Here is a 25,394-nt window from a genome sequence, read left to right on the forward strand (position 1 = left end):
ACTGCTGCGTTCAGGTTTCGGCTCCCGACCCCAAAGGGGGCCTTCAATCGCAGCATGCTGTCCTGGCGCAATGCGCCGGGGCGGGCGAGCAAGGAGGTAGGCATGTTCAAGTCATCGCTCAGGCGGGACATCGTGCTGGTGCTGCTGGTCAAGGTCGCGATCCTCATAACCATAAAAAACGTCTGGTTCGATGCTCCCAGCATTCCCGAGAACGGTTCGGTACGTGTTGCCGAACATTTGCTTGATAAACGGGATGCCAATCCCGAGGGAGGGCCGAGATGATCTCGGAAAGCGTTGTAGATCTTTCACGCCTGCAATTCGCCATGACGGCGATGTATCACTTTCTCTTCGTGCCACTGACCCTGGGGCTGGCGTTCCTGCTGGCGATCATGGAGTCGGTCTATGTGATGACCGGCAAGCAGGTCTACAAGGACATGACCCAGTTCTGGGGCAAGCTGTTCGGCATCAACTTCGCCTTGGGCGTCACCACCGGGCTGACCATGGAGTTCCAGTTCGGCACCAACTGGGCCTACTACAGCCACTACGTCGGTGATATCTTCGGTGCGCCGCTGGCCATCGAGGGGCTGATGGCGTTCTTCCTCGAATCGACCTTTATCGGCCTGTTCTTCTTCGGCTGGGATCGCCTCAGCAAAGTGCAGCACCTGGCGGTGACCTGGTTGGTGGCGTTGGGCTCGAACCTCTCGGCGCTATGGATTCTCATCGCCAACGGCTGGATGCAGAACCCGGTCGGCTCGGAGTTCAACTTCGAGACCATGCGCATGGAGCTGGTGGACTTCGGCGCGCTGCTGTTCAACCCGGTAGCGCAGGTCAAGTTCGTGCATACCGTCTCGGCCGGCTACGTCACCGGGGCGATCTTCGTGCTGGCGATTTCTTCCTTCTATCTATTGAAGAAGCGCGACCTGGGCTTTGCTCGCCGTTCGTTCGCCATCGCCGCGGTGTTCGGCCTGGCTTCGACGATCTCGGTGATCATCCTCGGCGACGAATCCGGCTACGAGATCGGTGACGTGCAGAAGGTCAAGCTGGCCGCCATCGAGGCCGAGTGGGACACCCACCCGGCGCCGGCCGGCTTCACCCTGTTCGGCCTGCCCAACCAGCAGGAGATGCGCACCGATTACGAAGTGAAGATTCCCTACGCACTCGGCCTGATTGCTACTCGTTCGGTGGACGAGGAAATCAAGGGCATCAAGCAGCTGGTTGCCGAGCATGAGCTGCGCATCCGCAACGGCATGCTCGCCTACGAGCGGCTGCAGGTGCTACGTAGCGGCGACAAGTCGGCCGAGGCCATCGCCGCCTTCAATGAGGTCAAGCACGACCTGGGTTACGGGTTGCTGTTGAAGAAGTACACCGCGGATGTGGTCGATGCCAGCGAGGAGCAGATCAAGCTTGCTGCGCTGGACACGATTCCCAACGTGTTCAGCCTGTTCTGGACGTTCCGGGTGATGGTCGCCGCTGGCTTCCTGATGTTGCTGCTGTTTGCTCTGGCGAGCTGGGCATCGATCAAGCGCGATGCGGAGCGCAAACCCTGGTTGCTCAGGTTCGCGCTGTTCAGCCTGCCGCTGCCGTGGATCGCTGCGCAGACCGGCTGGTATGTCGCCGAGCATGGCCGTCAGCCCTGGTCGATCGCCGAGGTGCTGCCGACCCATCTGTCCACTTCGACGCTGGCCGCGGGGGATATCTGGGGCTCGCTGATCGCCCTGGTGGCGTTCTACAGCCTGCTGCTGGTGATCGAGATGTTCCTGATGATCCGCTTCGCCCGTCTCGGGCCGAGCAGTCTGCATACCGGACGCTACCACTTCGAGCTTGAGGCTATCGCCGCCAGTCAGGTGCAGCGGCGGCGCGACGCGGTCGCCGCGCCGACTGTCGCGAAGGATGTGCCCCCCGAACCTACCGCAGTGTGAGGTAAACGATATGTTCGATTACGAGGTTCTCAAACTCGTCTGGTGGGTGCTGATCGGCGTGCTGCTGATCGGCTTCGCCCTGACCGATGGCTTCGACATGGGCGCCATGGCGCTGATGCCCTTTGTCGGCAAGACCGACAACGAGCGGCGCGTGGCGATCAACACCATCGCGCCGCACTGGGATGGCAACCAGGTGTGGTTCATCACTGCGGGCGGCGCGCTGTTCGCTGCCTGGCCGATGGTCTACGCGGTCGCGTTCTCCGGACTGTACTGGGCAATGCTGCTGGTGCTGTTCGCGCTGTTCTGCCGGCCGGTGGGCTTCGACTACCGCAGCAAGGTGGAAGACCCACGCTGGCGCAGCGCCTGGGACTGGGCACTGTTCGTCGGCGGTGCGGTGCCGGCATTGGTGTTCGGCGTGGCCTTCGGCAACCTGTTCCTCGGTCTGCCGTTCCAGCTCGACGAGCTGATGCGCTCGACCTACCAGGGTTCGTTCTTCGCGCTGCTCAACCCCTTTGCGTTGCTCTGCGGCATCGTCAGCCTGAGCATGCTCAGCGCTCACGGTGGCGCCTGGTTGATGTTGCGCACCGATGGCGCCCTGGCCGAGCGTTCGCGGCAGGCGACACGCCTGTGCGCGCTGGTATTTCTGGTTGGTTTCCTCGCTGCCGGGTTGTGGCTGATGCTTGGTGTCCAGGGCTTTACCCAACTGTCAGTGACCGATCCGGGGGCCGCGCTCAATCCGCTGCTGGATAAGCAGGTGGTACAGGACAATGCGGGTTGGCTGGGCAACTATGGTCGCTATCCGATCACGCTGATCGCTCCGGTCGCGGGCATTCTCGGTGCGCTGCTGGCCCTGCTCGGCTCCAGTCGCAACAGCGGCGGTGCGAGCTTCGTCGGCACCAGCCTGATGATCGTCGGCAGCATCTGTACCGCCGGCTTCGCGCTGTTCCCGTTCGTTTTCCCGTCCAGTCTCGATCCGGCGTCGAGCCTGACCATCTGGGATGCGGTGTCGAGTAAGAAGACCCTGGGCATCATGTTCGTCGTAGCCTGCATCTTCGTGCCGCTGATCCTCTGCTACACGCTGTGGAGCTACGTGCGGATGTGGGGCCGACTCAATCAGAAAACCATCGAAGCCAATCCCCACGGCCTGTACTGACTGAGCAGGGCGGGCCCCTGTGCTCGCCCAGCCAAGGAGAAACGACTTATGTGGTACTTCACCTGGATTCTCGGTGTGCTGCTGGCCTGCAGCTTCGGCATCATCAATGCGCTGTGGCTGGAAGCCACGCAGGACCTGGACGCCGAGCCGTGAGCAGCATGGCGGCAAGAAGCGCTTACGGCGCGGGCGGGCGGCTGCTCTCGCTGCTGCTGGCTTCGCCGCTGGCGCTGGTGCTGCTGATCCATCCGGCCGCGATGCTGGACGGGCAGGGCGGCTACAGTCATCCGCAGCTGATGCTGGTGATGTGGGGCATTTCCGCCGGCTTCGTACATGGTGTCGGTTTCGTGCCGCAGTGGTGGGGCTGGCGCTGGCTGCTTGGGCCTCTGCCGGCATGGTTGTTCTGTGCCATGGGCTATGCGGTGCTTTTCGATATGTCGCTGGGCTTGTAGATCGGCTGCGGGCGTTCCGCTTTGCAGTCATGGGTCGGCTTCCGTAGTCTGAAGTCGTGGCCGCGGCGCGGCCATCGGGCACCGCTAGCACCAGCTTGCGGCCTTCTTCAGTCGACTTGAGCCGACCGCTGTTCATGAATATCGACAAGGTTGCCCAGGCGCTGGGCGCTGCTGAACGCCTGCTGATCATCACCGGGGCCGGGCTTTCCGCCGATTCGGGGCTGCCGACTTATCGCGGTCTTGGCGGCTTGTACAACGGAGCGACCGAGGACGGCCTGCCAATCGAGGTCGCGCTGTCCGGGCCGACCTTGCAGCGCGATCCGGCGCTGTGTTGGAAGTATCTCGCCGAGATCGGGCGTGCCTGCCTGGCGGCCGAACCCAACGCGGGCCACTTCGCCATCGCCGAGCTGCAGCGGCGCAAGCCGGGCACCTGGGTGCTGACGCAGAACATCGATGGCTTTCACCGCCGCGCCGGCAGTCCGCCGGAACGCTTGATCGAGATTCACGGCCAGCTGGCACCGCTGTCCTGCATGGCATGCGGCAAAACCGATGTGCGGCCGCTGGGGTCGCTTTTGCACGAGCCGTTGCCGCCTCGTTGCCAGGGCTGCGCAGGCGTGCTGCGTCCGGCGGTGGTGCTGTTCGAGGAAATGCTGCCGGCGAACGCTCTGGCTAGGTTGCAGGAGCAGTCGCGTATCGGCTTTGATGCCGTGCTGGTAGTCGGCACTACGGCGAGCTTCGGCTACATCCTCGAACCGGTCTGGCAAGCCCGGCAGAGCGGGGGCTTCGTCGGCGAGGTAAATCTACAGCCGACCGATATCAGCCCCTTCGCCGACGTGCGGCTGGAAGGAAGGGCCGTAGACGTTTTGTCGCATTTAATCCGTCACATTTCGTCCGATTAAATTTGATCATCGAAGCGATAGAAGGCATAGTCGCCGGCACTTTGAAATCACCGACACGGTCGTGCCCATGCGCCAACGCTTCGCACCCCTCGTGCCTCTCGCACTTATCGCCCTGCTGACCGCATGTGCCGGCCAGCCCGTACAGACCGAGCAGCAGATCACATCGCCTCGGCTGTCGCACAATCATCCCCTGGCTGGTTTCGACTTCGCTGCGCTCGACAAGAGCGAAGAAGAATCGCTGGCCGAGCTCACCGACGAGCACGAATACCAGCTGCCGGAGCTGGCTGACAGCATTCTGGAGCGCGGCTTCACGCTGGTCGGCACGCCTTATCGCTTCGGCGGCAGTTCGGTGAAGACCGGCTTCGACTGCAGCGGCTTCGTCGGCTTTCTGTTCCGCAAGGAGGCCGGCCTCGAGCTGCCACGTTCCACCCGCGAGTTGATCAATCTCGACGCGCCGGTGGTCAAGCGTAACGAGCTGGAGCCGGGTGACGTGGTGTTCTTCAACAACCGCGGCCGCGGTCGCGTCAGCCACGCCGGCATCTACATCGGCGATGACCAGTTCATCCATGCCTCCAGCAGTCGCAGTGGCGGGGTTCGGGTCGACAGTCTCGATGACAAGTATTGGCGCGCCAGCTACATGGAAGCCAAACGCGTCCTGGCACTGGCTACCGACCTGGAGCCGCACACGGTTCAACGCTGATTGGGCGACTTGCGGGGGTTGCGTCTCGCCCCGCATGCCGGCAGAGTGATGGCTCATTTGCCTGGACCGCTCTGCTATGCACTACCTGGCCCGCCTCACGCTTGTCGTTCTCTTTGCGCTGCTGGCCGCCTGTGCCGGTAAGCCATCGGCGCCGCCAGTCGTTCAGGAACCCGCTACCTCCCACCCCATGCCGGGTGTTGCCGAGGATGTGCTGTTCAGTGCGCTCGGCCTGGTCGGCACGCCTTATCGCTGGGGTGGCAATACACCTGACAGTGGCTTCGATTGCAGCGGCCTGATCGGCTATGTCTATCGCGGGGCTGCCGGCATCAACCTTCCTCGCACCACTCAGGAAATGAGCAATCTGCGCGGCCCGGCCGTACGACGCCATGCTCTGCAGCCTGGTGATCTGGTGTTCTTCGCTACCAGCGGTGGCCGGCGCGTCAGCCATGCCGGTATCTACGTGGGGCAGGACCGCTTCGTCCATGCGCCGTCGTCCGGTGGCACGGTACGCCTGGACAGCCTCGGCGCCAGTTACTGGCAGAAAAACTACCTGGGCGCCAAGCGCGTGCTCGATCACGAGCAGTTGGCACGCAACCCCTAAGTCGGTACTCGCGCCCTCGCCACCCTACGCACTGCGTCTTCTGAAATCACATCCTGAAACAGTCTCCGTTTGACATGCGGTGATTTCGTTCATCTCGGCGTTTGGCTACCATGCGCTGCCCAATTTTCCTTCCGTGCGCAGCCCGCTGTGCACAAGCCCTTTTCCCTGCTTTCCCATTAGGTGAGTTATGCCTGTATTGCTGACGTACGTGCTGATCGCACTGGCGGTGGCGGCACTGCTTGGTGTCGTGCTCGAAGAAATAACCCATGTAAACAAGGCCAAGGTGACGCTGTTCTTCGGCACTCTGGCGTGGCTGCTGCTGTTCATCTTCGCCCCGGCAGGCGAGGCGCGGGAAACCGTGCTCGAAAGCCTCAACGAGAACATCGCCGAGATTGCCGGCTTGTGGATCTTCCTGGTGGCGGCGATGACCTTCGTCGCCTACCTGAATAAGAAGGGCATGATCGAGAACCTGATCTATCTCGTCCTGCCCAAGCGGATCAGCGAGCGGGCCTTGCTGTTTCTCACGGCGACCTTCTGCTTTGTGTTCTCCTCCCTGGCTGACAACATCACCGCGACGCTGGTCTCCATCACGTTGATCCTGTCGCTGCAGCTCGATCGGGCGAAGACCATCAAGTTCGCCACGCTGGTGGTATTCGCCGTCAACTCCGGCGGCGTCGCGCTGATCACCGGCGACGTCACCACGCTGATGATCTTCCTCGCTGGCAAGGTGGCGATCCTCCAGCTGCTGGTGCTGGCGGTGCCGGCGTTTATCGCGGTGATGGTGCTGGCCGCCATGCTGTCGATCGGCATGCAGGGGGAGGTGGCGGTGCAGGGCCAGCGCAACGATGTGCGTGGCGTGGACGTGGCGATTGCGCTGATCTTCCTGTGCACCATTCTCAGCACCATCGTTGGCAACTTCCTGTTCCAGATTCCGCCAGTGCTGACCTTTCTTGCCGGGCTGTCGGTGATGTTCCTCGTTGCGCGCTTCTTTAGTGACGACAACGATTCCGACCCCATCCTCGAATACGTGCGCCAGGTGGAGTTCGAGACGCTGTTCTTCTTCCTCGGCATCCTCCTGCTGGTGGGCATGCTCAAGGAGATTCGTGTGCTCGACGGGCTGGTGCACATCTATGACCAAGTGCCGGCGGTGGTGGCCAACTACCTGATGGGTGTGATGTCCGCGGCGATCGACAACGTGCCGCTGACCGCCGCGCTGCTCAAGTCCGGACTGGAAATGGGGGTCGCCGAATGGATGGTGCTGACCTATGCGGTCGGGGTTGGCGGTTCGCTGCTGGTGATCGGTTCGGCCTCCGGTATTGTCGCGATGAGCAAGGTGCCGGGGCTGACCTTTGGCACCTACCTGCGGCACATGCTCTACCTGTTTATCGCCTTCAACATCGGCTTCGCCGGGGTGTATCTGATCGGTCTCTCGATGGGCTGATGGCCCGGCCAAGCGTGCCGAGGGTCACCAGCTCAGATTGAAGTGCGAACCCAGTACGAAACGGTCCTCGAGCAGATCCCAGCGTTCGACGCAGACCTTCTTCTGTTGTCCGGGATGCAACTTCAGCCGGTTGAAGGAGTTCGGCGAGGTGCCGCGTAGGCGGGTCGAGAGCGTGGTGCCCGCCTGCACCATCCAGATTTCCCGCGCGAGGCCGGTGTACTGCTTGGACAACGGCAGCACATAGGGCAGATGGATGTGTCCGCCCATCACCAGGTCCAGGCCGTGCTCGGCCCAGCGTTGCAGCGCGGGCTCGGCGCCGTGCTGCAGGTTGCGCAGATCGCTCGGCACCATCGCGCCGAACGGCTGGTGCGCCACCACGATGCGGATCTTTCCCGGATCGCCAGCGGCCAGCTGTTGCGCCACCCGCTCCACTTGCCGTGCCGTCACCACGCCGTCCTTGTGCCGACGAGGATGGGTGGTGTTCAGCCCGATCACCAGCATGTCGTCGTTCTCGAATACCGGCTCCAGCTGATCGCCAAAGTGCCGGCGGTAATTGCCGTAGGGCGTGAACAGGCGGGCAAAGACGTTGTACAGCGGGATGTCGTGATTGCCCGGAATTACCAGCGTATCGCGCACCCCATTGGCTTCTACGCGTTGCACGAAGGCGGCGGCACTGGCGAACTGCTCGCGGCGGGCGCGCTGGGTAATGTCGCCGGAGAACACCAGCAGGTCGGCGCTGTGTTCGCGTATGTGGTCTTCCAGCGCCTGAACCACGCTGGCTTGTTCGGTGCCGAAATGGGTATCGGAAATCTGCACGATGCTGGTCATGGGCGTCGAATACGGGTCCTGGCTGATCGGGGCATTGTTGCATTCGAAGCCTTTCGGCGTCCGCCGTTCCAAGCGGCGAGATGCAAGCGAAGATTGCAGGGCGCTGCGACAACCCCGCGGTTGCGTCAAGCCCGGCCTTGGACTAACCTCCGCGTCGCCTCAGGTGCCCCCCTTGGCAAAGGAGGGGTGAAACAGGGAAGCCGGTCCATTCTCACGAAGATTCCGGCGCTGCCCCCGCAACGGTAGGCGAGTCGAGAAACCCTAAAAGCCACTGTGCTCAACGCATGGGAAGGCGCGGTTTCGGGACGCCGCAAGGCGTACGCTCGCAAGCCCGGAGACCGGCCTGTCGCATTTCACTGACAGTGCGGCGGGCGCTGGGCGGGTGCGTATCCTTCGTGGTATTCACTTCTCTTCTGCAGTTCCTCCGTCTGTCTTCGTCGACTTTCAGTCGTGCGGGTGGGCACGACGGAGACCTGTACCTTGACTTGCAAGCCCCGTTTCAAGCCAGCGGCCTATGTGTTGCTCGGCAGTTTCCCCTTTTCCATCGGCCAGCTGGCCGCAGCCCCGCTGGATCTCCAGCAACAGGTGGTGACCGCCACCCGCACCGCACAGACGGCTCAACAAAGCCTCGCTGCGGTGACCGTGATCGACCGTGAGCGGATCGAGCGTAGCCAGGCGACCTCGCTGCCCGAGTTGCTCAGGCAGCTGCCCGGTGTTTCGCTGAGCAACAACGGCGGGCCGGGAAAATCCACGTCACTGTATATGCGTGGCACCGAGTCCGATCACGTGCTGGTAATGATCGATGGCATCAAGATCGGCTCGGTAACGGCCGGTGGTGCCGCACTGCAGGATCTGCCGCTGGAGCTGATCGAGCGCATCGAGGTGGTGCGCGGTCCGCGTTCCAGTCTGTACGGCTCGGAAGCCATCGGCGGGGTGATCCAGATCTTCACCCGCAAGGGCCAGGGGCAGGGCGTCAAGCCGTTCTTCTCCGCCGGCTATGGCACTCATGACACCTACACTGGCAGTGCCGGCGTGTCTGGCGGCGACGGTCGTGGCTGGTACAGCCTGGGCGTCAGCGGTTCGGATACCGACGGCATCAACGTCAAGTCGGCAGGTACCAGTGGCTACGAAAACGACGCCGACGGCTATCGCAACCTGTCCGCGACGCTGAGCGCCGGCTACCGCTTCGACAACGGCCTGGAGCTGGACGCGAACCTGCTGCAGGCCAAATCCCATAACGACTACGACCAGGTTTCCTACAGCAAGAAACTCAAACGCAATATTGGCTTCGGCGCCAATGCCGATGGTGAGTCGAGGGTCTTCGGCACCCGTGCGCGCTTCAGCCCGCTGGAACCCTGGCTGGTGACGCTGGAGGCCGGGCGCAGCGAAGACAAATCCGATGCCTATCAGGACGGGCAGTTCTATTCACGCTTCGACAGCCGTCGCGACACGCTCAGCTGGCAGAACGATATCGAGCTGGCCGCGGGGCATACGCTGATCCTGGGTGCCGATCACCAGCGCGACGAGGTCAACGGCACCACGCCGTATGCCGAGGATTCCCGGGACAACGACGGCTACTTCGCTCAGTACCTGGGCGGGGTCGGCCGCCATGACTGGCAGCTGTCGCTGCGTCGGGACGACAACGAGCAGTTCGGCCAGCACGACACCGGCAACATCGGCTACGGCTACGCGCTGACCGACTGGCTGCGCGGCACCATCAGCTACGGCACCGCGTTCAAGGCGCCGACCTTCAACGAGCTGTACTTCCCCGACTATGGCAATCCGGCGCTGGATGCCGAGACCTCCGAGAGCCTCGAAGTCGGCCTTGCCGGGCAGCATGGTTGGGGCCACTGGGCAGTGAATGCCTATCGCACCGTGGTTGATGACCTCATCGCCTATGACGCCAGCATTTTCGCGCCGGCGAACGTGCAGGAAGCGCGCATTCGCGGTGTCGAGCTGGTGCTCGGCAGCCAATTGCTCGGCTGGGACTGGAATGCCAACTACAGCCTGCTGGAACCGGAGAACCGATCCGCCGGCGCCAACCGTGGCAACGAACTGGCGCGCCGGGCCAAGCAGCTATTCAACCTTGACCTCGACCGCCGGCTCGGTGCCTTCAGCATCGGGGCCAGCCTGCACGCCGAGGGACAGCGCTACGACGACCTCGCCAACACCAAGGAGCTGTCCGGTTACGCCACCCTCGATTTGCGCGGCGAGTACCGCATCACCCCTGAATGGCGCCTGCAGGCACGCGTCGCCAATCTGCTCGACGCCGACTACGAAACCGCCGAGGGCTACAACCAGCCCGGCCAGGCCGCTTACCTGACCGTGCGCTACCAGGCGCTGTAAGACCGCGGCGCGGGCATGTCGCCCGCGCCCACAGAAGGAGATTGCAATGATCAAGCTTGCCCCGAGATACCAGCTGCTGGTGGGCCTAGCGCTCGCTGCGCTGTTGGCCATGACCCGCGGACAGCACTTCGCCAGCGTGAACCTGCCGAGCGCATCCTGGGCGGTGTTCTTCCTCGCCGGCGTGCTGGTGCGGCCGAAGTGGGTGTTTCCGGCACTGTTTCTCGAGGCCTCGCTACTGGATTTCGCCGCGATCCAGTGGGCCGGTGTCAGCGACTGGTGCATGTCGCCGGCCTACTGGATGCTGGTGCCGGCGTACGGTTCGCTGTGGCTGGGCGGCCGGCTTTACGCCCGTTGGCATCGTGACCATTTCAGCAGCCTGGCAACTCTGGCGCTGTGCGTGATGGCGAGTGCCTTCGTCTGCTATCTGTTCTCTGGCGGCGGCTTCCTCTATTTCTCCGGGCGCTACCCCGAGCCGAGTCTAATGTTGCTGGCCGACCGAATCGCCACCTACTACCCGCGCTACCTGTCGACTCTGGCGCTGTATGTCGGCGTGGCCGTGGTGCTTTTTGTCGGCCTGCGCGCCTGGGCCGGGCAGCGTGACGAGGCCCGCGTATGAGCGAATCGAGCGAACGCGATGATCGCCACAAGGCGCGCATGCAGCGCAAGAAGGCGCTGATCGACGAGAAGATCGCCGAGGCGCAGGACGAGTACGGCCTGCTGCTGGTGCACACCGGCAACGGCAAGGGCAAGAGCAGCTCGGCCTTCGGCATGGTGGCGCGTGCGCTCGGCCATGGCATCAAGGTCGGCGTGGTGCAGTTCATTAAGGGCGCGGCCAGCACCGGCGAGGAGGCGTTCTTCCGGCGCTTTCCGGACGAGGTTCGCTACCACGTGATGGGCGAGGGCTTCACCTGGGAAACCCAGGATCGCCAGCGTGACATCGCCAAGGCCCGCGAAGCCTGGGCTGTTGCCGCCGAGCTGCTGGCCGATCCCGAGATCGGCCTGGTGGTGCTGGATGAGCTGAACATCGCCCTGAAGTACGGCTATCTGGAGCTGGCACCGGTGCTCGCCGACATCGAGTCGCGGCCGCTGCTGCAGCACGTGGTGGTCACCGGCCGTGGCGCGCCGGACGGGCTGATCGAGGCGGCGGACACCGTCACCGAGATGGGCCTGATCAAGCACGCGTTCAAGGCGGGGGTCAAGGCGCAGAAAGGCGTCGAGTTCTGATGCTCCCGCTCACCCCTGCGCCGGGCGCTGCGTCAGCGCCGCTTGCCGTACTGGATGTACTGTCTGCGCGGCACTTCCTTGCGCGCGACGCATGGGCGAAACGAGAGGAATCGCGATGAACAGCAGGAGAGACCGCGATGACCAGTAGAAACTGCCCGGCGCTGTTGATCGCCGCACCTGCTTCCGGTCAGGGCAAGACCACCGTCACTGCGGCTCTGGCGCGGTTGCACTCGCGGCAGGGCAAGCGCGTGCGGGTGTTCAAGTGCGGGCCAGACTTCCTCGACCCGATGATCCTCGCGCGTGCCAGCGGGCGGCCGGTCTATCAGCTTGATCTGTGGATGGTCGGCGAAGAGGAGTCGCGGCGCCTGCTCTGGGAAGCGGCGGGCGAGGCCGACTTGATCCTGATCGAAGGGGTGATGGGCCTGTTCGATGGTTCGCCCTCGGCGGCCGATCTGGCGCGGCGCTTCGGCGTGCCGGTGTTGGCGGTCATCGATGGCTCGGCCATGGCGCAGACCTTCGGCGCCATGGCGCACGGGCTGAGCAGCTTCCAGCCGGACCTGCCGTTCGATGGCGTGCTGGCCAATCGGGTCGGCAGCGCCCGGCACGGCGAGATTCTGCGCGACAGCCTGCCGCAGGCGATCCGCTGGTACGGCGCCCTGCCGCGCAGCGCCGAGGTGGAGCTGCCAAGCCGACACCTGGGCCTGGTGCAGGCCGAGGAACTGGCTGATCTGGACGCCCGTCTGGATGCCGCGGCCGATGCCCTGGCGCTCAGTGCGGACACCGAGTTGCCTGCCCCGGTTAGCTTCGCCGCGCCGGCCAGCGCGTCGCTCGAACCCCTGCTGGCGGGTGTACGCATCGGTGTCGCACGCGATGCCGCCTTCGCCTTTCTCTACCAGGCCAATCTCGACCTGCTGCAGGCGTTGGGCGCCGAGCTGCTGTTCTTCTCGCCGCTGCGCTTCGCCCGCTTGCCGGCCGTGGACAGCCTGTACCTGCCGGGCGGTTATCCCGAATTGCATCTGCGCGCACTGTCGCGCAACGGGCCGATGGCCGAGGCGATTCGCGCGCACCATGCGGCTGGCAAACCGATCCTCGCCGAGTGCGGCGGCATGCTCTACCTGCTCGACGGACTGACCGACCGCGGCGACGAGCGCGCGCAGATGCTCGGCCTGCTGCCCGGGGAGGCGCGCATGCAGAAGCGTCTGACTGCGCTGGCGTTGCAGGAAGTTGAGCTGCCGGAAGGGCGGCTGCGCGGCCACACGTTCCATCATTCCGCGCTGGAGTCGCCACTCGAGCCGCTGGCTCGCGGCGAGTGTCCGAACTACAAGCGCACAGCCGAAGCGGTTTATCGAGATGGCCGGCTGACGGCCTCCTATATCCACTTTTACCTGCCGTCCGATCCGTCAGCCGCCGCGGCGCTGCTCAAGCCATGAGCGCGCATGCCTTCAGCCAGCAGGAGCGCGCGGCGGTCTATCGCGCCATCGGTGAGCGCCGCGATATGCGCCATTTCGCCGGCGGCGAGGTGGCGCCGGAGCTGCTGTCGCGGCTGCTGCTGGCCGCGCATCAGGCCCCCAGCGTCGGCCTGATGCAGCCGTGGCGCTTTATCCGCATTAGCCGCGCCGAGTTGCGCACGGCCATCGCCGATCTGGTCGGTGAGGAGCGCGAGCGCACGGCCGAGGCGCTCGGCGAACGTTCCGCCGAGTTCATGCGGCTCAAGGTGGAAGGCATCGAGGATTGTGCCGAGCTGCTGGTTGCCGCGTTGATGGATGGCCGCGAGCAACATATCTTCGGCCGCCGCACGCTGCCGGAGATGGACCTCGCCTCGCTGGCCTGCGCGATCCAGAACCTCTGGCTCACGGCGCGGGCGGAAGGTCTGGGCATGGGCTGGGTGTCACTGTTCGATCCCGCCGCGCTGGCTGCCTTGCTCGGCATGCCGGATGGCGCCAAGCCGGTGGCGATCCTCTGCCTCGGGCCTGTGCATGAGTTCTACCCGGCACCGATGCTGGCACTGGAAGGCTGGACCACGCCACGACCGCTGCACGAACTGGTTTTCGAGAATGCCTGGGAGGCGAAATGAGCAAGGGGCCGCAGCGCATCGTCTGCCTGTCCACCGAGACCTGCGAAACGCTGTACCTGCTTGGCGAGCAGGCGCGCATCGTCGGCATCTCCGGCTTCACCGTGCGGCCGCCGCAGGCGCGTAAGGAGAAGCCCAAGGTCAGCGGTTTCACCAGCGTCAAGCATGAGCAGATTCTCGCCCTGGAACCGGACCTGGTGCTCGGCTACAGCGACCTGCAGGGCGACATGCTCGCCGAGCTGGCGCGCGAAGGGCTGGAAGTGCACCTGTTCAATCAGCGCGACATCGCCGGCATCCTGCGCATGATCAAGACCCTCGGTGCGCTGGTGCACGCCGGCGAGCGCGCGCGGGCGTTGGCCATTGAACTGCAGGCGGGGCTGGACGTCATCCGCGCCAGCGCCGCCGCCTTGCCGCGCCGGCCGCGGGTGTATTTCGAGGAATGGAACGAGCCGCTGATCTCCGGCATCGCCTGGGTCAGCGAGCTGATCGAACTGGCCGGTGGCGAGGACTGCTTCGCCGAGCTGGCCTCATGCAAGCGCGCCAAGGACCGGATCATCGAGGACCCGCAGGAAGTGGTGCGCCGCGCGCCGGAGCTGATCGTCGGCTCCTGGTGCGGGCGCCGCTTCCGGCCGGAGCAGGTGGCGGCCCGGCCGGGCTGGCAGGCGATTCCAGCGGTGCGCACGGGCCAGCTGCACGAGATCAAGTCGCCGGACATCCTCAACCCCGGCCCGGCGGTGCTGACAGACGGCGTACGCCAGCTGCATGCGCTGATCAGTGCCTGTGCGCAGAGGGCCGAGTGAGTCTTTTCCTCACCGTTAGCGCGGCGCTGCTGCTGGATGCGTTGCTTGGCGAGCCGAAGCGGGCGCATCCACTCGTGGCCTTCGGTCGCCTGGCCGATCGCCTGGAACAGCATTTCAACGGGGCTGCGGCGCGCGGCTGGCGCAGCCACGGGGTGACCGCCTGGTGCCTGGCGGTGCTACCACTGACCTTGCTGGCCTGGCTGCTAAGCCTGCTACCGAGTGTCGGCTGGCTGGTGGAGATCGTGCTGCTCTATCTGGCCCTGGGTTTGCGCAGCCTGGGCGAGCATGCAATGCCGGTGGCGCAGGCGCTGTGGCGAAACGATCTGCCAGAGGCGCGACGCCGCGTAGGTTGGATCGTCAGCCGGGACACCACGCAGCTGGACGAGGAGGGCGTGGCCCGCGCGGCTACCGAGTCGGTGCTGGAGAACGGCAGCGACGCGGTGTTCGCCGCGCTGTTCTGGTTTATCGTCGCGGGTGCGCCGGGTGTGGTGCTGTACCGCCTGAGCAACACGCTGGATGCCATGTGGGGCTATCGCAACGCGCGCTTCGAGCGCTTCGGCTGGGCCGCGGCGCGCATCGACGACCTGCTCAACTACCTGCCGGCGCGGCTGGTTGCGCTGACCTATGCATTGCTTGGGCGAACCCGGCGCGCGCTGCGCTGCTGGCGCACCCAGGCGCCGCTGTGGGACAGCCCCAACGCCGGTCCGGTGATGGCGTCCGGGGCTGGAGCTTTGGGTGTGGTGTTGGGCGGCTCCGCCATTTATCACGGTGAAGTGCATGCGCGGCCCGAGCTGGGGCGGGGCAAGGCTCCGCAGGCGCGGCATATCGAGCATGCGCTGGATCTGGTCTGGGCGGGCGTCGGCGTCTGGCTGCTGGCGCTGCTGTTCGGTGGCTGGCTCTATGCTTGAGCACGGTGGACGTCTACGCGCAGCGGCGCAGCGCTACGGCATTCCGCTTTCGGATTGGCTCGACCTTTCCACCGGTATCGCCCCTTATCATCCGCCGTTGCCGAGCATTTCCAGCGGCGCCTGGACACGCCTGCCGGAGCCCGATGATGGCCTGGAAGCGGCGGCCCGACAGTGCTATGGCGCGCGTGCGCTGTTGCCAGTGGCCGGTTCGCAGAGTGCGATTCAGGCCTTGCCGCGCCTGCGCGGTTCGGCACGAGTCGGCATCATCTCTCCCTGTTATGCCGAGCACGCCGAGGCCTGGCGCCGCGCCGGTCATCGCGTGGTCGAGCTCTGCGAGGCCAGCGTACCGCGTGCCCTGGACCAGCTCGACGTGCTGGTGGTGGTCAACCCGAACAACCCCACCGGTCAGCTGGTCGCACCGCAACGGCTGCTCGAATGGCGCAGCGACCTGGCAGCCTACGGCGGCTGGCTGGTGGTGGACGAGGCGTTCATGGACTGCACGCCCGAGCACAGCCTGGCTGCGCACAGCCACCTGCCGGGGCTGATCGTGTTGCGCTCGTTTGGCAAGTTCTTCGGCCTGGCCGGCGCGCGACTGGGCTTCGTCCTGGCCCATGCCGGCCTGCTGCGTTCCCTCGCCAGGCTGCTCGGGCCCTGGACGGTGAATGGCCCGACCCGGCAGCTCGCTGCCGAGCTGCTGGCTGATCAGTCCGCTCAACAGCGTCAGCGCGAATGCCTGCACTGCGACGGCCAGCGTCTGGTTGATCTGCTGCGGCGCCACGAGCTGGCGCCGCTCGGTGGCTGCGCACTGTTCCAGTGGTGGGTCAGCGCCGACGCCGCGCTCTTGCATGACTTTCTCGCCCGTCGCGGCATTCTCACCCGGCTTTTCGCTCAGCCTTCCAGCCTGCGCTTCGGCCTGCCGACCGATGTCGGCTGGGCGCGCCTGGATCAGGCGCTGCAATCCTTCAGGGAGCAACATCCATGACCACGCTGATGGTGCAGGGCACCACCTCGGATGCCGGCAAGAGCACGCTGGTGACGGCGCTGTGCCGCTGGTTGGCACGCCAGGGTGTCGCGGTGGTGCCGTTCAAACCGCAGAACATGGCACTCAACAGCGCAGTGACCGCCGATGGCGGCGAAATCGGCAGGGCTCAGGCGGTGCAGGCGCAGGCGGCGAATCTTGCGCCGCACACCGACATGAACCCGGTGCTGTTGAAGCCCAACAGCGACATCGGTGCCCAGGTGATCATCCACGGCCGCGCGGTCACCAGCATGGACGCTGTCGCCTACCACGATTACAAACGCGTGGCGATGCAGGCGGTGCTCGACTCGCATCGCCGGCTGTCCGCGGCTTATCGCGTGGTGATGGTCGAGGGCGCCGGCTCGCCTGCGGAGATCAACCTACGCGCCGGCGACATCGCCAACATGGGTTTCGCCGAAGCGGTGGACTGCCCGGTGATCCTGATCGCCGATATCGATAGGGGCGGCGTGTTTGCCCATCTGGTCGGCACCCTGGCGTTGCTCTCGGAAAGCGAGCAGGCGCGGGTGCAGGGCTTCGTCATCAACCGTTTCCGTGGCGATATAGCGCTGTTGCAGCCCGGCCTCGACTGGCTGGAACAACGCACCGGCAAGCCGGTGCTGGGCGTGCTGCCGTATCTGATGGATTTCCATCTGGAGGCAGAGGATGCCATCGACGTGCGCCAGTCCGGCAAGACCGGCGAGGCGCTGAAGGTGGTAGTGCCGGTGCTGCCGCGGATCAGTAATCACACCGATTTCGACCCGTTGCGCCTGCACCCGCAGGTAGACCTGCAATTCGTCGGTCCCGGCCAGCCGATTCCCGCCGCCGATCTGATCATCCTGCCCGGCTCGAAAAGCGTGCGCGCCGACCTCACCTGGCTGCGTGCCAATGGTTGGGAGACGGCCATCTGGAAGCACCTGCGCTATGGCGGCAAGCTGCTGGGTATCTGCGGTGGCTTGCAGATGCTCGGCACGCGCATTGCCGATCCTCTCGGGCTGGAAGGCGCGGCGGGCGAAAGCGCAGGGCTCGGCCTGCTGGATATCGCCACCGTGCTCGAGGCTGAAAAACAGCTGCGCAACGTCACCGGCCGGTTGCTGCCGGGCGGCGCCCGCGTTACCGGCTACGAAATCCATGCCGGCGTCAGCAGTGGCCCGGCCCTCGAGCAGCCAGCGGTGCGACTGGACGACGGGCGCTGCGATGGCGCCATCAGTGCCGATGGACAGATCCTCGGCACCTATCTGCACGGCCTGTTCGAAGGGCCCGAGGCCTGTGCGGCGCTGCTGCGCTGGGCCGGGCTCGACGCGGTGCAGACCGTCGACTACCACGCGCTGCGCGAACGCGAGATCGAGCGCCTGGCCGATCTGGTCGAGATGCATCTGGATACCCCGCGATTACGCGCGCTTTGCGGGCTTGGAGGCTGAGCATGCGGGAACTGATTCTTGGTGGCGCCCGCTCGGGCAAGAGTCGCTTTGCCGAGCGGCAAGCCCTGGAGAGCGGTCTCGCCGTTACCTATATCGCCACCAGCCAGGCGCTGGATGGCGAGATGGCCGAGCGCATCGCCCATCACCGTGAGCGGCGCCCGGCGCACTGGGCGCAGGTTGAGGAGCCGCTGCAGCTGGCCCGGGTGCTGCGCGAGCAGGCCGGCGCAGAGCGCTGTCTGTTGGTCGACTGCCTGACCCTGTGGCTGACCAATCTGCTGATGCTCGACGATCCGCCGCGCCTTGCCGAAGAGTGCGATGCCTTGCTCGAATGCCTGGTCGAGTTGCCGGGCCGCATTCTGCTGGTCAGCAACGAGACCGGCCTCGGCGTGGTGCCGCTGGGTGAGCTGACCCGGCGTTATGTGGACGAAGCCGGCTGGCTGCACCAGGCCGTGGCGGAACGGGCGCAGCGGGTGACCTTCATGGTCGCCGGGCTGCCGATGATTCTCAAAGGAGCGACATGATGGACGAATGGTGGAATGGAGCATGCCAGCCACTGGATGCGGTGATGCGCGAGCGCGCACTGGCCCGGCAGGACCAGCTGACCAAACCGCAGGGCGCGCTCGGGCGGCTGGAGCAGTTGGCGGTCGAGCTGGCAGCCCTGCATGGCTGCGAACGACCGCAGGCGGAGCGCGTGCATATCAGCGTGTTCGCCGGCGATCACGGGGTGATGGAGGAGGGCGTTTCGGCCTTCCCGCAGGCGGTGACCGGGCAGATGCTGCGCAACTTCGTCGCTGGCGGCGCGGCACTTAGCGTGCTGGCACGCCGGCTGGCTGCGCCGCTGGAAGTGATCGATCTGGGCACGGTCGAGCCGCTGCAGCTGGACGGCGTCAGCCATCTGCGGCTCGGTCCGGGTACGGCCAACTTCATGCGGCAGCCGGCGATGAGCGAGCAGCAGTTGTGGCAGGCGCTGGCGGCCGGACGGGAAGCTGCGCAGCGCGCGGCAGCCGGCGGGGCGCAGCTATTCATCGGCGGCGAGATGGGTATCGGCAACACCAGCAGTGCCGCCGCGCTGGCCGCCGTGCTGCTGCCGCGTTCAACGCTAACCTTGGTCGGGCCGGGGACAGGATTGGATGTACCCGGCGTTCGACACAAGGAACAGGTCATCCAGAGCGCCGTGCGGCTGCATGCCGCGCACTGCGGCGCGCCACTGGAAGCCCTGCGCCGACTTGGCGGCTTCGAAGTGGCGGCGTTGACCGGAGCCTATCTGGGCTGTGCGCAGCTCGGCGTCCCGGTGCTGGTCGATGGCTTTATCTGCAGCGCCGCCGCGCTGTGCGCGGTTCGCCTGAATCCGGCGTGCCGGCCCTGGCTACTGTTCGCCCATCGCTCCGCCGAGCCCGGCCACCTGGCGTTGCTGGAGGCGCTCGAGGCGGCGCCGCTGCTCGACCTCGGCCTGCGCCTCGGCGAGGGCAGCGGTGCGGCGCTGGCGGTGCCGCTGCTGCAGCAGGCCTGCGCGTTGCACAACGAGATGGCCACCTTCGCCGAGGCGGCGGTTTCGGGTCAGTCGGCGTGACGACCCGTATCGACCTGCTGCGCCACGGCGAGACCGAGCAGGGCGGCGGCTTTCGCGGCAGCCTCGACGATGCGCTGACTGAGCGTGGTTGGCAGCAAATGCGTGGTGCCGTAGGCCATGCCGGTCCTTGGGACGTGCTGGTCAGCTCGCCGTTGCAGCGCTGTGCCGCGTTCGCTCACGAGCTCGCCGCGCAGCACAGCCTGCCGCTGCGGCTGGAGCCAGATCTGCGCGAGCTGCATTTTGGCGACTGGGAAGGTCGTAGCGCCGCGGAGCTGATGCAGCACAGCGCCGAGGCGCTCGGCCTGTTCTGGGCCGATCCCTATGGATTTACGCCGCCTGGTGGTGAGCCGCTGGTGCAGTTCGAGGCGAGGGTTCTGTCTGCCATGACCCGGCTGCAGCAACGCTTCGCCGGGCAGCGCATGCTGATCGTCGGGCATGCCGGCGTGATGCGCCTGCTGCTGGCGCGCGCGCGCGGCTTGCCACGGGAGCGGCTGATGGAGGTGGTAGTCGCCCACGGTGAGCTGCTTCCGCTCAGCCCTTTTTCGGCGGGCGAACTCACCGCCGTTGGCGAATAGGGACGTGCCGATGCTGCCGCTATTGATCGCCCTGCAATTTCTCACCAGCCTGCCGATCCGCTTGCCGGCAATGCCGGAGCCCGAGCAGCAGGGGCGCTCATTGCTGTATTACCCCGTGGTCGGTCTGTTGCTCGGCGCGTTGCTCTGTCTGGCCGCGTTTGTGCTGGATGGGGCGCCGCCGCTGTTACAGGCGGCCTTGCTGCTCACCCTCTGGGCCGCGCTGACCGGCGGCCTGCACCTCGATGGCCTGGCCGACAGCGCCGACGCCTGGCTGGGTGGCTTCGGCGACCGCGAGCGCACGCTGCAGATCATGAAGGACCCGCGCAGCGGCCCGGTGGCCGTGGTGGTCCTGGTGCTGTTGTTGCTACTCAAGTTCGCGGCGCTGCTGGCTTTGTTGCAGGCCCAGCACTATGTGGCGCTTCTGTTGGCGCCCCTGTTGGGTCGCGCGGTGCTGCTGGCGCTGTTTCTTGGCACGCCGTACGTGCGGCCTAATGGCCTTGGCCATGCTTTGGCAACGAATCTGCCGCGCACCTGGGCGAAGGGCGTTCTGCTCCTGGTAGCAATCGGATGCCTGCTGTTCGGCAGCAGCGGGCTGATCGCTCTGGCACTGGCTGTGGTGACGTTCCTGCTGGCGCGGCGCGCCATGCTGCGTCGCCTCGGCGGCACCACCGGCGACACCGCCGGTGCGCTGCTGGAGCTGGTGGAGTGTGCGGTGCTGGTGGGGCTGGCGGTGCAGCTCTAGCGGCTGGCCTCCGGTCTGCGGTCGCGCACGGGCGCATGCAGCGCCATCAGCTCGACGACCCAATCGATGAACACGCGCAGCTTGGCACTGACATGTCGATTCGGCGGGAATGCCAGATACAGCGGCATGTCATCGAGTCGCCAGTCTTGCAGCAGTGGCACCAGCTCGCCGTTGGCCAGGTGCGTTCTGACCATGTACTCCGGCAGCCAGATGATGCCCAGCCCGGCCAGCCCCGCGGCCAGACAGGCATTGCCGTCGTCCACGGCAAGCGCATAGCGGCCGTGTACTTGAACCTGCTCTTCTTGCCGCTGCATGACGTACGGTGTGGGTTTGCCGGTGCGACCCCAGAGAAAGCCGACAACGCGGTGGTGGCTGTTTTCCAGCTCGCTCGGAAGGGCTGGCACGCCGCTGCGCGCCAGGTAGCTTGGTGCCGCGTAGACGCCTAGTCTTAGGTCGCCGACGTGGCGGGCGATCAGTGACTGGTCGGTGATTTCCCCACCACGCACGACGCAGTCCACGTTCTCCCCGATCAGGTCCACCCGCCGATCACTGACGCCCATGTCCAGCTGGATGTCCGGATACTTCGCATAAAACGCCGGCAATGTCGGAATCAGGATCATCCGCGCCAGTGGGCTGGGGACGTCCACCCGCAAGCGTCCTCGGGGCACTGCCGCGGCGGCGGACAGGCTGGTTTCGGCGTCGTCCAGATCGGCGAGCAGCCGCAGGGCGCGTTCGTAATAGGCGGCACCGTCGGCGGTGACGTTGACCTTGCGCGTGGTGCGGTTGAGCAGTCTGACGCGGAGCCGCGCCTCGAGTTGCTGGACCTGCTGGGTGACGCTGGTCTTGCTGATGCGCAGGGTCTCGGCGGCCTTGGTGAAACTGCCGGTCTCCACCACACGAACGAAAGCCTGCATCGCATCGAAACGGTCCATCCTGAACTCCGCGGATTGTTTGGATTACGCAAATAGTGTTGAGCGACCTGGCGCGTTTATCCAGCGCTATGCGCCTTCTACAGTGAGGCCTTCATTCAACGGGTCGCTCCGACCCTTGCTGGAGGTTGCACATGACACCGCGTGAAGTTGTTTGTCCGCCAGGACGCCAAGCGCTTTACGAGCGCAATCGCTATTCCCCGGCCATTCGTGCCAATGGTTTGTTGTTCGTCTCCGGACAGGTCGGCAGTCGTGAGGACGGCTCACCCGAACCGGAGCTGGAGGCGCAGGTCCGGCGCGCGTTCGATAACCTGAACGCGATTCTGCAGGCGGCTGGCTGCACCTTCGACGACGTCATCGACGTCACCGTGTTCATGGTCGATCCGCAGGCGATCTTCGAGCGGGTCTGGAGCGTCGTGCCCGAATACTGGGGCGCAGCGCCGCATCCGACGCTGACTGCGGTTGGGGTTACCTGGCTGTACGGCTTCCAGTTCGAGATCAAGGTGATCGCCAAGCTGCCGGAACCGGCCCAGGCTTGATTCGGCTCAGCCCAGCAGCGCCACCGTCTTGATCTGCGCCCACAGCGCCTGACCGGGCGTGATGGCCAGCTGATCCGCCGAGCGCCGGGTGATGCGTGCCAGCAGCGGCGTGCCACCGGCATCGAGGCGCACCAGCACGTGCGCGGGGGTATCGGCCGCGACCATGGCCTCGACCCGGGCGGGCAGGAGGTTGGTGATGCTGCTGCCTTCGGCGCGCTGCAGCGCCAGGCTCACGTCGCGGGCGTGCACACGAAAGCGCAGACGCTGGCCCAGGGCTTCCGGACGCTGCGAGACCAGCACTTCGCCGCCGGGAAAGCTCAGCCGGGTCAGGTGGTACTCGGCATCATGTCCGGCAATCTCGCCTTCGATCACCACACCGGCGTCGTCGCTGAAGGCGGTCGGCAGGTCCAGTCGCGCCAGCGTCTCGCGCAGTTCGCCCTGAGCGATGGCGCGGCCCTGCTCCAGCAGCACCACGTGGTCGGCCAGCCGCGCCACTTCGTCCGGCGAGTGGCTGACGTAGAGCACGGGGATATCCAGCTCGTCATGCAGGCGTTCCAGATAAGGCAGGATCTCACTCTTGCGCTTGAGGTCGAGCGCGGCCAGCGGTTCGTCCATCAGCAGCAGGCGCGGGCTGGTCAGCAGTGCGCGGGCAATGCCGACGCGCTGGCGTTCGCCGCCGGACAGTCGGTCCGGCATGCGCTCGAGCAGATGGTCGATACCCAGCAGTTCCACCGCTTGCTCCAGCGCCACACGGCGCTGTGGTGCCGGTACTCGGCGCATGCCGAATTCCAGATTGCGTCGCACGGAAAGGTGGGTGAACAGGTTGGCCTCCTGAAACACGTAACCAATGGGGCGACGGTGTGGTGGTACGAACAGGTTCTGCGCACTGTTCTGCCAACGTTCACCATTGACGGTCAGCTCGCCGTGGCCTGAGCGCTCCAGGCCCGCCACGCAGCGCAGCAGGGTGGTCTTGCCTGAGCCGGAGTGACCGAACAGCGCGGTCACTCCGCGGCCGGGCAGCTGCAGGTCGACATCCAGGCTGAAGTCGGCATAGTCGAGGCGAAAACGTGCCTGGATTCCGCTCTGGGTTGCAGCGTCGCTCATCCGCGCCACCCTTGCTTCAGCCGGCTGCCATACAGCACCAGCAACACCAGGAAGGAGAACAGCAGCATGCCGCCGGCCAGCCAGTGCGCTTGTGCGTACTCCATGGCCTCGACATGGTCGTAGATTTGCACTGACACCACGCGCGTCTGCCCCGGAATATTGCCGCCGATCATCAGCACCACGCCGAACTCGCCGACGGTATGGGCAAAGCCGAGGATGCTAGCCGTGATGAAGCCGGGGCGGGCGAGTGGCAGAACCACGCTAAAGAAGGTGTCCCAGGGACTGGCGCGTAGTGTGGCGGCGGCTTCCAGGGGCCGCTCGCCAATGGCTTCGAACGCATTCTGCAAGGGCTGCACCACGAACGGCAGCGAGTAGAACACCGAGCCGACGACCAACCCGGCAAAGGTGAAAGGCAGGGTGCCCAAGCCAAGACTCTGGGTGAACTGGCCGATGAAACCGTTGGGCCCCATGGCCACCAGCAGGTAGAAGCCGAGCACCGTCGGCGGCAGTACCAGCGGCAGTGCGACCACGGCCCCGATCGGACCCTTCATGCGCGAAGTGGTGCGCGCCAGCCACCAGGCGATGGGTGTGCCGATCAGCAGCAGGATCAGCGTGGTCACGCTGGCCAGTTTGAAGGTCAGCCAGATTGCTGCCAGGTCCACGCTGTCCAGCGGCATGCTGCTACTCCAGCCCGTAGCCATAGGACTGGATCAGCTCGCGAATCTGCGGCTGGGCCAGGTAACCCATCAAAGCTTTGGCAGCAGGATTGTCCTTGCCCTTGGTCAGCAGCACGGCGTCCTGGCGAATCGGCGCGTGGAAGTCGCTGGGCACGATCCAGCCCGAACCGGCGGTGATCGCGCCATCCTTCGCCACCTGAGACAGCGCAACGAAGCCCAGCTGCGCATTGCCGCTGGCGACGAATTGGTAGGTCTGGGCGATGTTTTCACCCTGCACCAGTCGACCGCGGAGGGTTTCGGCAAGGCCGAGACGCGCCAGTGTGGCCTGGGCGGCAGCGCCATAGGGTGCGGTCTTCGGATTGGCCACGGCGAGGTGCCGAAAACCGCCGGCCTTCAGCTGCGCAGGGCCATCCTCTACCCACCCGGCTATCGGCGACCACAGCACCAGCCGCCCTACGGCGTAGGTGAAGCGGCTACCGGGTACGGCAGCACCTTCCTGCTCAAGCCGTTCCGGTGTGGTGTCATCCGCTGAAAGCAGCACCTCGAATGGCGCGCCATTACGAATCTGCGCATAGAACTTGCCGCTGGCGCCGAAGGCGAGGCGCGCCTGATGGCCCGTGTCGCGCTCGAAGCGTGCGGCGATCTCCTGCATCGGAGCGGTGAAATTGGAGGCGACGGCAACCTGCACCTGGGCGGCAAAGGCAGTGCTGCCGGGTAGCAGAAGCAGTGCCAAGGTGTAACGGAACACTCGAGATAGCGGCATACGGCCTCGTTCGGTGCAAAGCGGCTGGCCGCATCATATTGCAGTTTGGCCAGGCTGTGATTGACCGGACACGCTTCGACGTTTACAGGCATTGTCGCGAGCAAGGCTGGGGAGTAGCGTGTTGAGTCCGTGATCGGAGAGCTGACCATGAATATCACCCGCCCACTGGCAGTCCTGATGCTGGCTTTCGCCAGCGCCTCGGTGGTTGCCGCCGAATGCCCGGCACTGCTGCAACACGAGCTGCCCAAGCTGCGCTCCAAGGACACCGTCGATCTGTGCAGCCAGTTTCAGGGTAAGGCGCTGGTAGTGGTCAACACGGCCAGCCATTGCGGATTCACACCACAATTCAAAGGGCTTGAAGCGCTCTACCAGCGCTACAAGGGTGAAGGCCTGGAGGTGCTTGGCGTGCCGTCAGACGATTTTTTTCAGGAGTCAGACGACGAGGCCGAGACGGCTGAGGTCTGTTACGTGAACTATGGCGTGACGTTTACCATGACCCAGACCCAGCCGGTGCGCGGGCGAGACGCTACGCCGCTGTTTCGGCAACTGGCCGAACAGGCCGGGGCAGCGCCGCGCTGGAATTTCTACAAGTACGTCGTCGACCGGGAAGGCCGCGTCGTTGCGCATTTTTCCAGCAAAGTGAAGCCGGATGATCCTCGGGTGATCGCGGCGGTGGAAAAGGCGTTGGCAAGGTAGAAAAGAAAAAGCCCCGGAGAACCG

At 65.3% G+C, this 25,394-nt stretch carries 29 protein-coding genes and 1 riboswitch; of the genes, 24 read left to right on the forward strand and 5 right to left on the reverse strand.

What is annotated here, in order from left to right:
- Positions 1-102 precede the first annotated feature (102 nt).
- From cydP to nhaD, 9 genes are all read left to right on the forward strand, one after another.
- Positions 103-282: a cytochrome oxidase putative small subunit CydP gene (gene cydP / locus BHD08_RS13600; RefSeq protein WP_015277769.1), complete on the forward strand. Its 180-nt coding sequence runs from the start codon at positions 103-105 to the stop codon at positions 280-282.
- On the forward strand, positions 279-1,919 hold the full coding sequence (locus BHD08_RS13605; RefSeq protein WP_125022913.1) for a cytochrome ubiquinol oxidase subunit I: 1,641 nt from the start codon (positions 279-281) through the stop codon (positions 1,917-1,919). The genes cydP and BHD08_RS13605 overlap by 4 nt, the downstream gene beginning before the upstream one ends.
- Positions 1,920-1,929: 10 nt before the next feature.
- Positions 1,930-3,072, forward strand: a complete 1,143-nt coding sequence (gene cydB / locus BHD08_RS13610; RefSeq protein ID WP_015277767.1) for a cytochrome d ubiquinol oxidase subunit II — start codon at positions 1,930-1,932, stop codon at positions 3,070-3,072.
- A 48-nt stretch (positions 3,073-3,120) separates the two neighbouring features.
- Positions 3,121-3,225: a cytochrome bd-I oxidase subunit CydX gene (gene cydX, locus BHD08_RS13615; protein WP_003292563.1), complete on the forward strand. Its 105-nt coding sequence runs from the start codon at positions 3,121-3,123 to the stop codon at positions 3,223-3,225.
- 5 nt (positions 3,226-3,230) lie between these two features.
- Positions 3,231-3,521, forward strand: coding sequence for a cyd operon YbgE family protein (locus tag BHD08_RS13620; protein ID WP_125022915.1), 291 nt, complete (start codon positions 3,231-3,233; stop codon positions 3,519-3,521).
- A 134-nt stretch (positions 3,522-3,655) separates the two neighbouring features.
- On the forward strand, positions 3,656-4,420 hold the full coding sequence (locus BHD08_RS13625) for an NAD-dependent protein deacylase (RefSeq protein WP_125022917.1): 765 nt from the start codon (positions 3,656-3,658) through the stop codon (positions 4,418-4,420).
- Between the two features lie 67 nt (positions 4,421-4,487).
- On the forward strand, positions 4,488-5,120 hold the full coding sequence (locus BHD08_RS13630) for a C40 family peptidase (protein WP_015277764.1): 633 nt from the start codon (positions 4,488-4,490) through the stop codon (positions 5,118-5,120).
- 76 nt (positions 5,121-5,196) lie between these two features.
- Positions 5,197-5,721 (forward strand): C40 family peptidase, encoded by a 525-nt coding sequence (locus tag BHD08_RS13635; RefSeq protein ID WP_125022919.1) that lies wholly within the window; start codon positions 5,197-5,199, stop codon positions 5,719-5,721.
- A gap of 187 nt (positions 5,722-5,908) precedes the next feature.
- Entirely contained in the window at positions 5,909-7,162 is a 1,254-nt protein-coding gene (gene nhaD, locus BHD08_RS13640) for a sodium:proton antiporter NhaD (RefSeq protein ID WP_125022921.1), read from the forward strand.
- Between the two features lie 24 nt (positions 7,163-7,186).
- Here nhaD and BHD08_RS13645 read toward each other — a convergent pair whose 3' ends face one another.
- Positions 7,187-7,990: a metallophosphoesterase gene (locus tag BHD08_RS13645; protein ID WP_125022923.1), complete on the reverse strand. Its 804-nt coding sequence runs from the start codon at positions 7,988-7,990 to the stop codon at positions 7,187-7,189.
- Between the two features lie 144 nt (positions 7,991-8,134).
- A riboswitch (cobalamin riboswitch) is annotated at positions 8,135-8,352 on the forward strand.
- Between the two features lie 118 nt (positions 8,353-8,470).
- On the opposite strand from BHD08_RS13645, the gene btuB reads away from it, so the two are divergent.
- From btuB to BHD08_RS13710, 13 genes are all read left to right on the forward strand, one after another.
- Positions 8,471-10,336 (forward strand): TonB-dependent vitamin B12 receptor, encoded by a 1,866-nt coding sequence (gene btuB, locus BHD08_RS13650; RefSeq protein WP_125022925.1) that lies wholly within the window; start codon positions 8,471-8,473, stop codon positions 10,334-10,336.
- Between the two features lie 46 nt (positions 10,337-10,382).
- The gene (locus BHD08_RS13655; RefSeq protein ID WP_125022927.1) at positions 10,383-10,952 is read left to right on the forward strand and encodes a hypothetical protein; all 570 of its coding nucleotides are present in this window, start codon (positions 10,383-10,385) and stop codon (positions 10,950-10,952) included.
- Entirely contained in the window at positions 10,949-11,560 is a 612-nt protein-coding gene (gene cobO / locus BHD08_RS13660) for a cob(I)yrinic acid a,c-diamide adenosyltransferase (protein WP_044316366.1), read from the forward strand. Before BHD08_RS13655 ends, cobO begins: the two co-directional genes overlap by 4 nt.
- Before the next feature lie 137 nt (positions 11,561-11,697).
- A complete protein-coding gene (locus tag BHD08_RS13665) occupies positions 11,698-12,990 on the forward strand; it encodes a cobyrinate a,c-diamide synthase (protein ID WP_125022929.1) in 1,293 nt (430 codons plus the stop codon).
- Positions 12,987-13,634, forward strand: coding sequence for a 5,6-dimethylbenzimidazole synthase (bluB, locus tag BHD08_RS13670; RefSeq protein WP_125022931.1), 648 nt, complete (start codon positions 12,987-12,989; stop codon positions 13,632-13,634). Before BHD08_RS13665 ends, bluB begins: the two co-directional genes overlap by 4 nt.
- Entirely contained in the window at positions 13,631-14,431 is an 801-nt protein-coding gene (locus BHD08_RS13675; protein ID WP_125022933.1) for a cobalamin-binding protein, read from the forward strand. Before bluB ends, BHD08_RS13675 begins: the two co-directional genes overlap by 4 nt.
- A complete protein-coding gene (gene cbiB, locus BHD08_RS13680) occupies positions 14,428-15,339 on the forward strand; it encodes an adenosylcobinamide-phosphate synthase CbiB (RefSeq protein ID WP_125022935.1) in 912 nt (303 codons plus the stop codon). The genes BHD08_RS13675 and cbiB overlap by 4 nt, the downstream gene beginning before the upstream one ends.
- Positions 15,332-16,321 (forward strand): threonine-phosphate decarboxylase CobD, encoded by a 990-nt coding sequence (gene cobD, locus BHD08_RS13685; protein WP_015277753.1) that lies wholly within the window; start codon positions 15,332-15,334, stop codon positions 16,319-16,321. Before cbiB ends, cobD begins: the two co-directional genes overlap by 8 nt.
- Complete coding sequence (locus BHD08_RS13690; RefSeq protein ID WP_125022937.1) at positions 16,318-17,775, forward strand: cobyric acid synthase; 1,458 nt, start codon at positions 16,318-16,320, stop codon at positions 17,773-17,775. Before cobD ends, BHD08_RS13690 begins: the two co-directional genes overlap by 4 nt.
- A 2-nt stretch (positions 17,776-17,777) precedes the next feature.
- Entirely contained in the window at positions 17,778-18,296 is a 519-nt protein-coding gene (cobU, locus tag BHD08_RS13695; RefSeq protein ID WP_125022939.1) for a bifunctional adenosylcobinamide kinase/adenosylcobinamide-phosphate guanylyltransferase, read from the forward strand.
- On the forward strand, positions 18,296-19,345 hold the full coding sequence (gene cobT / locus BHD08_RS13700; protein ID WP_125023302.1) for a nicotinate-nucleotide--dimethylbenzimidazole phosphoribosyltransferase: 1,050 nt from the start codon (positions 18,296-18,298) through the stop codon (positions 19,343-19,345). Before cobU ends, cobT begins: the two co-directional genes overlap by 1 nt.
- Positions 19,342-19,920: an alpha-ribazole phosphatase family protein gene (cobC, locus tag BHD08_RS13705; protein WP_125022940.1), complete on the forward strand. Its 579-nt coding sequence runs from the start codon at positions 19,342-19,344 to the stop codon at positions 19,918-19,920. The genes cobT and cobC overlap by 4 nt, the downstream gene beginning before the upstream one ends.
- 10 nt (positions 19,921-19,930) lie before the next feature.
- A complete protein-coding gene (locus BHD08_RS13710) occupies positions 19,931-20,662 on the forward strand; it encodes an adenosylcobinamide-GDP ribazoletransferase (RefSeq protein ID WP_125022942.1) in 732 nt (243 codons plus the stop codon).
- Here BHD08_RS13710 and BHD08_RS13715 read toward each other — a convergent pair.
- A complete protein-coding gene (locus BHD08_RS13715) occupies positions 20,659-21,594 on the reverse strand; it encodes a LysR family transcriptional regulator (RefSeq protein ID WP_125022944.1) in 936 nt (311 codons plus the stop codon). The genes BHD08_RS13710 and BHD08_RS13715 overlap by 4 nt on opposite strands.
- Before the next feature lie 131 nt (positions 21,595-21,725).
- Between BHD08_RS13715 and BHD08_RS13720 the strand changes: the two genes are divergently transcribed.
- Positions 21,726-22,130: a RidA family protein gene (locus BHD08_RS13720; RefSeq protein WP_125022946.1), complete on the forward strand. Its 405-nt coding sequence runs from the start codon at positions 21,726-21,728 to the stop codon at positions 22,128-22,130.
- A 6-nt stretch (positions 22,131-22,136) separates the two neighbouring features.
- Here the strand turns inward: BHD08_RS13720 and modC are convergent, their stop codons facing one another.
- The 3 genes from modC to modA are packed head-to-tail and all read right to left on the reverse strand — an operon-like array spanning position 22,137 to position 24,674.
- A complete protein-coding gene (gene modC, locus BHD08_RS13725) occupies positions 22,137-23,234 on the reverse strand; it encodes a molybdenum ABC transporter ATP-binding protein (RefSeq protein WP_125022948.1) in 1,098 nt (365 codons plus the stop codon).
- Positions 23,231-23,935 carry a molybdate ABC transporter permease subunit gene (modB, locus tag BHD08_RS13730; RefSeq protein ID WP_177412680.1) on the reverse strand — a complete coding sequence of 235 codons (705 nt, stop codon included), beginning with the start codon at positions 23,933-23,935 and terminating at the stop codon, positions 23,231-23,233. The genes modC and modB overlap by 4 nt, the downstream gene beginning before the upstream one ends.
- Positions 23,916-24,674 (reverse strand): molybdate ABC transporter substrate-binding protein, encoded by a 759-nt coding sequence (modA, locus tag BHD08_RS13735; protein ID WP_125022953.1) that lies wholly within the window; start codon positions 24,672-24,674, stop codon positions 23,916-23,918. Before modA ends, modB begins: the two co-directional genes overlap by 20 nt.
- Before the next feature lie 147 nt (positions 24,675-24,821).
- On the opposite strand from modA, the gene BHD08_RS13740 reads away from it, so the two are divergent.
- Entirely contained in the window at positions 24,822-25,370 is a 549-nt protein-coding gene (locus tag BHD08_RS13740; RefSeq protein ID WP_125022955.1) for a glutathione peroxidase, read from the forward strand.
- Positions 25,371-25,394 lie beyond the last annotated feature (24 nt).

Origin of the sequence: Pseudomonas sp. SCT (genome assembly GCF_003864275.1) — a bacterium.
Taxonomy (GTDB): Bacteria; Pseudomonadota; Gammaproteobacteria; order Pseudomonadales; family Pseudomonadaceae; genus Stutzerimonas; species Stutzerimonas stutzeri_AE.

Excerpts from the sequence above, each read along its gene's own strand:
- cydP (WP_015277769.1), top strand. The coding sequence starts at position 103 with ATGTTCAAGTCATCGCTCAGGCGGGACATCGTGCTGGTGCTGCTGGTC.
- BHD08_RS13605 (WP_125022913.1), top strand. The coding sequence starts at position 279 with ATGATCTCGGAAAGCGTTGTAGATCTTTCACGCCTGCAATTCGCCATG.
- cydB (WP_015277767.1), top strand. The coding sequence starts at position 1,930 with ATGTTCGATTACGAGGTTCTCAAACTCGTCTGGTGGGTGCTGATCGGC.
- cydX (WP_003292563.1), top strand. The coding sequence starts at position 3,121 with ATGTGGTACTTCACCTGGATTCTCGGTGTGCTGCTGGCCTGCAGCTTC.
- BHD08_RS13620 (WP_125022915.1), top strand. The coding sequence starts at position 3,231 with ATGGCGGCAAGAAGCGCTTACGGCGCGGGCGGGCGGCTGCTCTCGCTG.
- BHD08_RS13625 (WP_125022917.1), top strand. The coding sequence starts at position 3,656 with ATGAATATCGACAAGGTTGCCCAGGCGCTGGGCGCTGCTGAACGCCTG.
- BHD08_RS13630 (WP_015277764.1), top strand. The coding sequence starts at position 4,488 with ATGCGCCAACGCTTCGCACCCCTCGTGCCTCTCGCACTTATCGCCCTG.
- BHD08_RS13635 (WP_125022919.1), top strand. The coding sequence starts at position 5,197 with ATGCACTACCTGGCCCGCCTCACGCTTGTCGTTCTCTTTGCGCTGCTG.
- nhaD (WP_125022921.1), top strand. The coding sequence starts at position 5,909 with ATGCCTGTATTGCTGACGTACGTGCTGATCGCACTGGCGGTGGCGGCA.
- BHD08_RS13645 (WP_125022923.1), bottom strand. The coding sequence starts at position 7,990 with ATGACCAGCATCGTGCAGATTTCCGATACCCATTTCGGCACCGAACAA.
- BHD08_RS13655 (WP_125022927.1), top strand. The coding sequence starts at position 10,383 with ATGATCAAGCTTGCCCCGAGATACCAGCTGCTGGTGGGCCTAGCGCTC.
- cobO (WP_044316366.1), top strand. The coding sequence starts at position 10,949 with ATGAGCGAATCGAGCGAACGCGATGATCGCCACAAGGCGCGCATGCAG.
- BHD08_RS13665 (WP_125022929.1), top strand. The coding sequence starts at position 11,698 with ATGACCAGTAGAAACTGCCCGGCGCTGTTGATCGCCGCACCTGCTTCC.
- bluB (WP_125022931.1), top strand. The coding sequence starts at position 12,987 with ATGAGCGCGCATGCCTTCAGCCAGCAGGAGCGCGCGGCGGTCTATCGC.
- BHD08_RS13675 (WP_125022933.1), top strand. The coding sequence starts at position 13,631 with ATGAGCAAGGGGCCGCAGCGCATCGTCTGCCTGTCCACCGAGACCTGC.
- cobD (WP_015277753.1), top strand. The coding sequence starts at position 15,332 with ATGCTTGAGCACGGTGGACGTCTACGCGCAGCGGCGCAGCGCTACGGC.
- BHD08_RS13690 (WP_125022937.1), top strand. The coding sequence starts at position 16,318 with ATGACCACGCTGATGGTGCAGGGCACCACCTCGGATGCCGGCAAGAGC.
- cobU (WP_125022939.1), top strand. The coding sequence starts at position 17,778 with ATGCGGGAACTGATTCTTGGTGGCGCCCGCTCGGGCAAGAGTCGCTTT.
- cobT (WP_125023302.1), top strand. The coding sequence starts at position 18,296 with ATGGACGAATGGTGGAATGGAGCATGCCAGCCACTGGATGCGGTGATG.
- BHD08_RS13710 (WP_125022942.1), top strand. The coding sequence starts at position 19,931 with ATGCTGCCGCTATTGATCGCCCTGCAATTTCTCACCAGCCTGCCGATC.
- BHD08_RS13715 (WP_125022944.1), bottom strand. The coding sequence starts at position 21,594 with ATGGACCGTTTCGATGCGATGCAGGCTTTCGTTCGTGTGGTGGAGACC.
- BHD08_RS13720 (WP_125022946.1), top strand. The coding sequence starts at position 21,726 with ATGACACCGCGTGAAGTTGTTTGTCCGCCAGGACGCCAAGCGCTTTAC.
- modC (WP_125022948.1), bottom strand. The coding sequence starts at position 23,234 with ATGAGCGACGCTGCAACCCAGAGCGGAATCCAGGCACGTTTTCGCCTC.
- modB (WP_177412680.1), bottom strand. The coding sequence starts at position 23,935 with ATGGCTACGGGCTGGAGTAGCAGCATGCCGCTGGACAGCGTGGACCTG.
- modA (WP_125022953.1), bottom strand. The coding sequence starts at position 24,674 with ATGCCGCTATCTCGAGTGTTCCGTTACACCTTGGCACTGCTTCTGCTA.
- BHD08_RS13740 (WP_125022955.1), top strand. The coding sequence starts at position 24,822 with ATGAATATCACCCGCCCACTGGCAGTCCTGATGCTGGCTTTCGCCAGC.